This window comes from Klebsiella sp. 1SOBk10mer, assembly GCF_046602535.1.
Lineage (GTDB): Bacteria > Pseudomonadota > Gammaproteobacteria > Enterobacterales > Enterobacteriaceae > Klebsiella > Klebsiella quasipneumoniae.
Genome location: NZ_JBKIUP010000033.1, coordinates 1 through 7,219, shown reverse-complemented (window position 1 = coordinate 7,219; position 7,219 = coordinate 1). Strand labels below are relative to the sequence as shown.

Here is a 7,219-nt window from a genome sequence, read left to right as displayed (position 1 = left end):
ATAGGCGTCAGCGTCCCGGTCCTGTACAAATGGAAGAAAGACCTTATCAGTGACGAGGCTTATCAATCCATGCGCAAACGAAAGGCAGCCCCTCAGGATAAAAATCAGGATACTTTACTCGGTGAAATCCAGCGTCTCAGGAAGCAGGTTCATCAGCTGCAGCTCGAACGTGACATACTGACAAAGGCGAATGAACTGATAAAAAAAGATCTGGGCATCAGCTTTCTGAAACTGAAAAACAGGGAGAAAACCCTGATAGTTGATGCCCTTAAGAAAAAGGGTGATGCTGCCAACTTACTGATTTAGTGTATGATGGTGTTTTTGAGGTGCTCCAGTGGCTTCTGTTTCTATCAGCTGTCCCTCCTGTTCAGCTACTGACGGGGTGGTGCGTAACGGCAAAAGCATTGCCGGACATCAGCGCTATCTCTGCTCTCACTGCCGTAAAACATGGCAACTGCAGTTCACTTACACCGCTTCTCAACCCGGTACGCACCAGAAAATCATTGATATGGCCATGAATGGTGTTGGATGCCGGGCAACCGCCCGCATTATGGGCGTTGGCCTCAACACGATTTTACGTCACTTAAAAAACTCAGACCGCAGTCGGTAACCTCACGCATACAACCGGGCAGTGACGTCATTGTTTGCGCGGAAATGGACGAACAGTGGGGTTATGTCGGCGCTAAATCACGCCAGCGCTGGTTGTTTTACGCGTATGACAGGCTCCGGAAGACGGTTTGCGCACGTATTCGGTGAATGCACTATGGCGACGCTGGGGCGTCTTATGAGCCTGCTGTCACCCTTTGACGTGGTGATATGGATGACGGATGGCTGGCCGCTGTATGAATCCCGCCTGAAGGGAAAGCTGCACGTAATCAGCAAGCGATATACGCAGCGAATTGAGCGGCATAACCTGAATCTGAGGCAGCACCTGGCACGGCTGGGACGGAAGTCGCTGTCGCTCTCAAAATCGGTGGAGCTGCATGACAAAGTCATTGGGCATTATCTGAACATAAAACACTATCAATAAGTTGGAGTCATTACCCTTTTTTCAACTTCTGATGGATGCGAGTGATTGAACTCATACATTAATGTTTTCCCACGAAGTCTTTTTTCAGGTAAGCCTTCGCACATATCGGTAAATAGCTTGCCTGCTTTTATTTTTTCTGTCATCGACATGTTCATTTTTAACATTCCGTCCTGATAAGTTGGTCGGATAAGGCGCTCGCGCCGTATCCGACATTAATTTCTTAAGCGACTTCATTCACCTGGCGACGCAGCAGAGAAAGTGGGCCGGGGCCGCTAAGCGTGAACACGGAAATTAAGGTGAAGCCCAGCGCCACCAGACCCAGCACCAGGTAAGCGCCCTGGAAACCGATGCTTTCATACATATTGCCCGCCAGAATAGACATAAAAATCATCGCCAGTTGCTTAAAGAAGCAGAAACAGACCAGATAAATCGTCGCTGAAAAACGCACTTCAAACTGGCTGGTAATATATTTAAAGCAGCCCACCAGCAGGAACGGTACTTCAAACATATGCAGCGTTTTCAGAATAACCACTTCCAGTGCTGAGGTAGCGAACGATGAGCCAATAATACGTACTGACATAATAGTGCCAGCCAGCAGCAGGGCGTTTTTCCCACCGATGCGATTAATGATCAGTGGCGCAAAAAACATAATCGAGGCGTTAAGTAATTCGCCCATTGTCGTTACGTAGCCAAATACCCGCGTACCCTGTTCACCGGTAGCAAAGAACGAAGTAAAGAAATTAGCAAACTGTTGGTCAAAAACATCGTAGGTGCAGGAAACGCCAATAACATACAGTGACAAAAACCACAGTTTTGGCTGTCTGAACAGTTCCAGCGCCAGCTTAAGGCTAAATGCCGAATGGTTGGCACCTACCGCATTGGCAACCGTGGCAGAAGAGGGCGCATCCGTTTTGGCGAAAAAGAGTAAAACGGCGAGGATGAATGCACAGCCAGAACCCAGCCAGAAAACAAACTGATTATTGATGGTGAACATGATGCCGACAATCGAGGCACACAGCGCCCAGCCAACACAGCCAAACATCCGCGCGCGACCATATTCGAAATTACTGCGACGGCTGACTTTCTCGATAAATGCCTCTACTGCTGGCGCACCGGCGTTAAAACAAAAGCCTAGATAAATACCACCAACAATCGATCCTACTAAAATGTTGTATTGTAACAGTGGCCCGAAGATAAAAATAAAGAACGGCGCAAACATCACTAACATGCCGGTAATAATCCACAGCAGGTATTTGCGCAGCCCGAGTTTGTCAGAAAGCAGACCAAACAGCGGTTGGAATAATAGCGAGAACAGAGAAATAGCGGCAAAAATAATACCCGTATCACTTTTGCTGATATGGTTGATGTCATGTAGCCAAATCGGGAAAAACGGGAAGTAGGCTCCCATGATAAAAAAGTAAAAGAAAAAGAATAAACCGAACATCCAAAAGTTTGTGTTTTTTAAATAGTACATAATGGATTTCCTTACGCGAAATACGGGCAGACATGGCCTGCCCGGTTATTATTATTTTTGACACCAGAGCAACTGGTAATGGTAGCTACCGGCGCTAAGGTGGAATTCCGCCGACACTGACGGGCTCCAGGAGTCGTCGCCACCAATCCCCATATGGAAACCGTCGATATTCAGCCATGTGCCTTCTTCCGCGTGCAGCAGATGGCGATGGCTGGTTTCCATCAGTTGCTGTTGACTGTAGCGGCTGATGTTGAACTGGAAGTCGCCGCGCCACTGGTGTGGGCCATAATTCAATTCGCGCGTCCCGCAGCGCAGACCGTTTTCGCTCGGGAAGACGTACGGGGTATACATGTCTGACAATGGCAGATCCCAGCGGTCAAAACAGGCCGCAGTAAGGCGGTCGGGATAGTTTTCTTGCGGCCCTAATCCGAGCCAGTTTACCCGCTCTGCTACCTGCGCCAGCTGGCAGGTCAGGCCAATCCGCGCCGGATGTGGCATATTGCTCGCCACTTCAACATCAACGGTAATCGCCATTTGACCACTTCCATCAATCCGGTAGGTTTTCCGGCTGATAAATAAAGTTTTCCCCTGATGCTGCCACGCGTGGACCGTGGTAATCAGCACCGCGTCGGCAAGCGTATCTGCCGTGCACTGCAACAACGCTGCTTCGGCCTGGTAATGGCCCGCCGCCTTCCAGCGTTCGACCCAGGCGTTAGGGTCAATGCGGGTCGCTTCACTTACGCCAATGTCGTTATCCAGCGGTGCGCGGGTGAACTGATCGCGCAGCGGCGTCAGCAGTTGTTTTTTATCGCCAATCCACATCTGTGAAAGAAAGCCTGACTGGCGGTTAAATTGCCAACGCTTATTATCCAGCTCGATGCAAAAATCCGTTTCGCTGGTGGTCAGTTGCGGGATGGCGTGGGGCGCGGAGGGGAGTGTCACGCTGAGGTTTTCCGCCAGACGCCACTGCTGCCAGGCGCTGATGTGTCCGGCTGCTGACCATGTGGTCGCGTTCGGTTGCACTACGTGAACCGTTAGCCAGAGTTGTCCGGCGCTCTCCGGCTGCGGTAGTTCAGGCAGTTCAATCAACTGTTTACCTTGTGGAGCGACATCCAGAGGCACTTCACCGCTTGCCAGCGGCTTGCCATCCAGCGCCACCATCCAGTGCAGGAGCTCGTTATCGCTATGACGGAACAGGTATTCGCTGGTCACTTCGATGGTTCGCCCGGATAAACTGAACTGGAAAAACTGCTGCTGGTGTTTTGCTTCCGTCAGCGCCGGATGCGGCGTGCGGTCTGCAAAGACCAGACCGTTCATGCAGAACTGGCGATCATTCGGCGTATCGCCAAAATCACCGCCGTAAGCCGACCACGGATTGCCATTTTCATCATATTTAATCAGCGACTGATCCACCCAGTCCCAGACGAAGCCGCCCTGTAAACGGGGGTACTGACGAAACGCCTGCCAGTATTTAGCGAAGCCGCCAAGACTGTTACCCATCGCGTGGGCGTATTCGCAAAGGATCAGCGGGCGCGTCTCTCCAGGCAACGAAAGCCATTTTTTGATGGACCATTTCGGCACAGCCGGGAAGGGCTGGTCTTCATCCACGCGCGCGTACATCGGGCAAATAATATCGGTTGCGAAGGTGTCGGCTCCGCCGCCTTCATACTGTACCGGGCGGGAAGGATCGACAGATTTGATCCAGCGATAGAGTGCGTCGTGATTAGCGCCGTGGCCTGATTCATTCCCCAGCGACCAGATGATCACACTCGGGTGATTACGATCGCGCTGCACCATTCGCGTTACGCGTTCGCTCATCGCGGGTAGCCAGCGCGGATCATCGGTCAGACGATTCATTGGCACCATGCCGTGGGTTTCAATGTTGGCTTCATCCACCACATACAGGCCGTAGTGGTCGCACAGCGTGTACCACAGCGGATGGTTCGGATAATGCGAACAGCGCACGGCGTTAAAGTTGTTCTGCTTCATCAGCAGGATATCCTGCACCATCGTCTGCTCATCCATGACCTGACCATGCAGAGGATGATGCTCGTGACGGTTAACGCCGCGAATCAGCAACGGCTTGCCGTTTAGCAGCAGCAGACCATTTTCAATCCGCACCTCGCGGAAACCGACATCGCAGGCTTCTGCTTCAATCAGCGTGCCGTCGGCGGTGTGCAGTTCAACCACCGCACGATAGAGATTCGGGATTTCGGCGCTCCACAGTTTCGGGTTTTCGACGTTCAGACGTAGGGTGACGTGATCGGCATAACCACCACGCTCATCGATAATTTCACCGCCGAAAGGCGCGGTGCCGCTGGCGACCTGCGTTTCACCCTGCCACAAAGAAACCGTCACCCGCAGCTCATCGCGCAGCTCGCCGTACATCTGAACGTCTGCCTCCAGTACAGCGCGGCTGAAATCATCATTAAAGTGAGTGGCTACATGGAAATCGCTGATTTGCGTGCTCGGTTTATGCAGCAACGAGACGTCACGGAAAATGCCGCTCATCCGCCACATATCCTGATCTTCCAGATAACTGCCGTCACTCCAGCGCAGCACCATCACCGCGAGGCGGTTTTCTCCGGCGTGTAAAAATGCGCTCAGGTCAAATTCAGACGGCAAACGACTGTCCTGTCCGTAACCGACCCAGCGCCCGTTGCACCACAAATGAAACGCCGAGTTAACACCATCAAAAATAATTCGCGTCTGGCCTTCCTGTAGCCAGCTTTCATCAACATTAAATGTGAGCGAGTAACAACCCGTCGGATTCTCCGTGGGAACATACGGCGGATTGACCGCAATGGGATAGGTCACGTTGGTGTAGATAGGCGCATCGTAACCGTGCATCTGCCAGTTTGAGGGGACGATGACAGTATCGGCGTCAGGAAGATCGCGCTCCAGCCAGCTTTCTGGTACCGCTTCTGGTGCCGGAAACCAGGCAAAGCGCCATTCACCATTCAGGCTGCGCGACTCTTGGGAAGGGCGATCGGTGCGAGCCTCTTCGCTATTACGCCAGCTGGCGAAAGGGGGATGTGCCGCAAGGCGATTAAGTTGGGTAACGCCAGGGTTTTCCCAGTCACGACGTTGTAATACGACGGCCAGTGAATCCGTAATCATTGTCATAGTTGTATCCTGCGTGAATTGTTATCCGCTCACATTTTCGCATAACATACGAGCCGGACACATAGAGTGTAAAGCCTGGGGTGCCTAATGAGTGAGCTGACTCACATTAATTGCGTTGCGCTCACTGCCCGCTTTCAAGTCGGGAAACTTGTCGTGCCAGCTGCATTAAGGAATCTGCCAACGTGCGGGGAGAGGTGGTTTGCGTATTGGGCGCCAGGGTGGTTTTTCTTTTCACCAGTGAGACGGGCAACAGCTGATTGCTCTTCACCGCCTGGCCCTGAGAGAGTTTCAGCAAGCGGTCCACGCTGGTTTGCCCCAGCAGGCGAAAATCCTGTTTGATGGTGGTTAACGGCGGGATATAACACGAGCTGTCTTCGGTATCGTCGTATCCCACTACCGAGATATCCGCACCAACGCGCAACCCGGACTCGGTAATGGCGCGCATTGCGCCCAGCGCCATCTGATCGTTGGCAACCAGCATCGCAGTGGGAACGATGCCCTCATTTAGCATTTGCATGGTTTGTTGAAAACCGGACATGGCACTCCAGTCGCCTTCCCGTTCCGCTATCGGATGAATTTGATTGCGAGTGAGATATTTATGCCAGCCCGCCAGACGCAGACGCGCCGAGACAGAACTTAATGGGCCCGCTAACAGCGCGATTTGCTGGTGACCCAATGCGACCAGATGCTCCACGCCCAGTCGCGTACCGTCTTCATGGGAGAAAATAATACTGTTGATGGGAGTCTGGTCAGAGACATCAAGAAATAACGCCGGAACATTAGCGCAGGCAGCTTCCACAGCAATGGCATCCTGGTCATCCAGCGGATAGTTAATGATCAGCCCACTGACGCGTTGCGCGAGAAGATTGTGCACCGCCGCTTTACAGGCTTCGACGCCGCTTCGTTCTACCATCGACACCACCACGCTGGCACCCAGTTGATCGGCGCGAGATTTAATCGCCGCGACAATTTGCGACGGCGCGTGCAGGGCCAGACTGGAGGTAGCAACGCCAATCAGCAACGACTGTTTCCCCGCCAGTTGTTGTGCCACGCGGTTGGGAATGTAGTTCAGCTGCGCCATCGCCGCTTCCACCTTTTCCCGCGTTTTCGCAGAGACGTGGCTGGCCTGGTTCACCACGCGGGAAACGGTCTGATAAGAGACACCGGCATACTCTGCGACATCGTATAGCGTTACTGGTTTCACATTTACCACCCTGAATTGACTCTCTTCGGGTGCTATCATGCCATACCACGAAATGTTTTGCGCCATTCGGAGGGGGCACGCCGAAGTGAGATTCAAAATGCCGACGTCAGTTCACAGGTGGGTAATGATACCAACGTGTTGATTTCGTATTTTCACTGACACCAGGATCATCCTGATGTTACAAGGATTGAATGACTACAGATTAAAATAGTCATCAACAGGTTGACAGCATTACCTGATTTCCTGTCGAAACGCGTTCATTTGACATCATGACTGGCTTTGTTGAATAAATCGAACTTTTGCTGAGTTGAAGGATCAGATCACGCATCTTCCCGACAACGCAGACCGTTCCGTGGCAAAGCAAAAGTTCAAAATCACCAACTGG

At 52.2% G+C, this 7,219-nt stretch carries 4 protein-coding genes and 3 pseudogenes; 3 read left to right on the top strand and 4 right to left on the bottom strand.

The features are described from left to right. Nucleotides 1-300, top strand: a pseudogene (locus ACLH1I_RS26175) (IS3 family transposase); the annotation flags it as partial. Between the two features lie 34 nt (nucleotides 301-334). Then, nucleotides 335-1,030 (top strand): annotated as a pseudogene (locus ACLH1I_RS26170) (IS1 family transposase). Nucleotides 1,031-1,044: 14 nt separating this feature from the next. Here the strand turns inward: ACLH1I_RS26170 and ACLH1I_RS26165 are convergent. The 4 genes and pseudogenes from ACLH1I_RS26165 to lacI all read right to left on the bottom strand — a co-directional run. Then, nucleotides 1,045-1,185: pseudogene (locus ACLH1I_RS26165) on the bottom strand (maltose acetyltransferase domain-containing protein); the annotation flags it as partial. A 65-nt stretch (nucleotides 1,186-1,250) separates the two neighbouring features. Continuing rightward, nucleotides 1,251-2,504: a lactose permease gene (gene lacY / locus ACLH1I_RS26160; RefSeq protein ID WP_003846917.1), complete on the bottom strand. Its 1,254-nt coding sequence runs from the start codon at nucleotides 2,502-2,504 to the stop codon at nucleotides 1,251-1,253. 51 nt (nucleotides 2,505-2,555) lie between these two features. Further along, entirely contained in the window at nucleotides 2,556-5,630 is a 3,075-nt protein-coding gene (gene lacZ, locus ACLH1I_RS26155; RefSeq protein WP_064171843.1) for a beta-galactosidase, read from the bottom strand. A gap of 121 nt (nucleotides 5,631-5,751) precedes the next feature. After that, complete coding sequence (gene lacI / locus ACLH1I_RS26150; protein ID WP_007851507.1) at nucleotides 5,752-6,834, bottom strand: DNA-binding transcriptional repressor LacI; 1,083 nt, start codon at nucleotides 6,832-6,834, stop codon at nucleotides 5,752-5,754. 307 nt (nucleotides 6,835-7,141) lie between these two features. Here lacI and ACLH1I_RS26145 point away from each other — a divergent pair. Continuing rightward, nucleotides 7,142-7,219 (top strand): hypothetical protein (locus ACLH1I_RS26145; protein ID WP_223602338.1); only part of this gene is annotated, 78 nt, incomplete at its 3' end.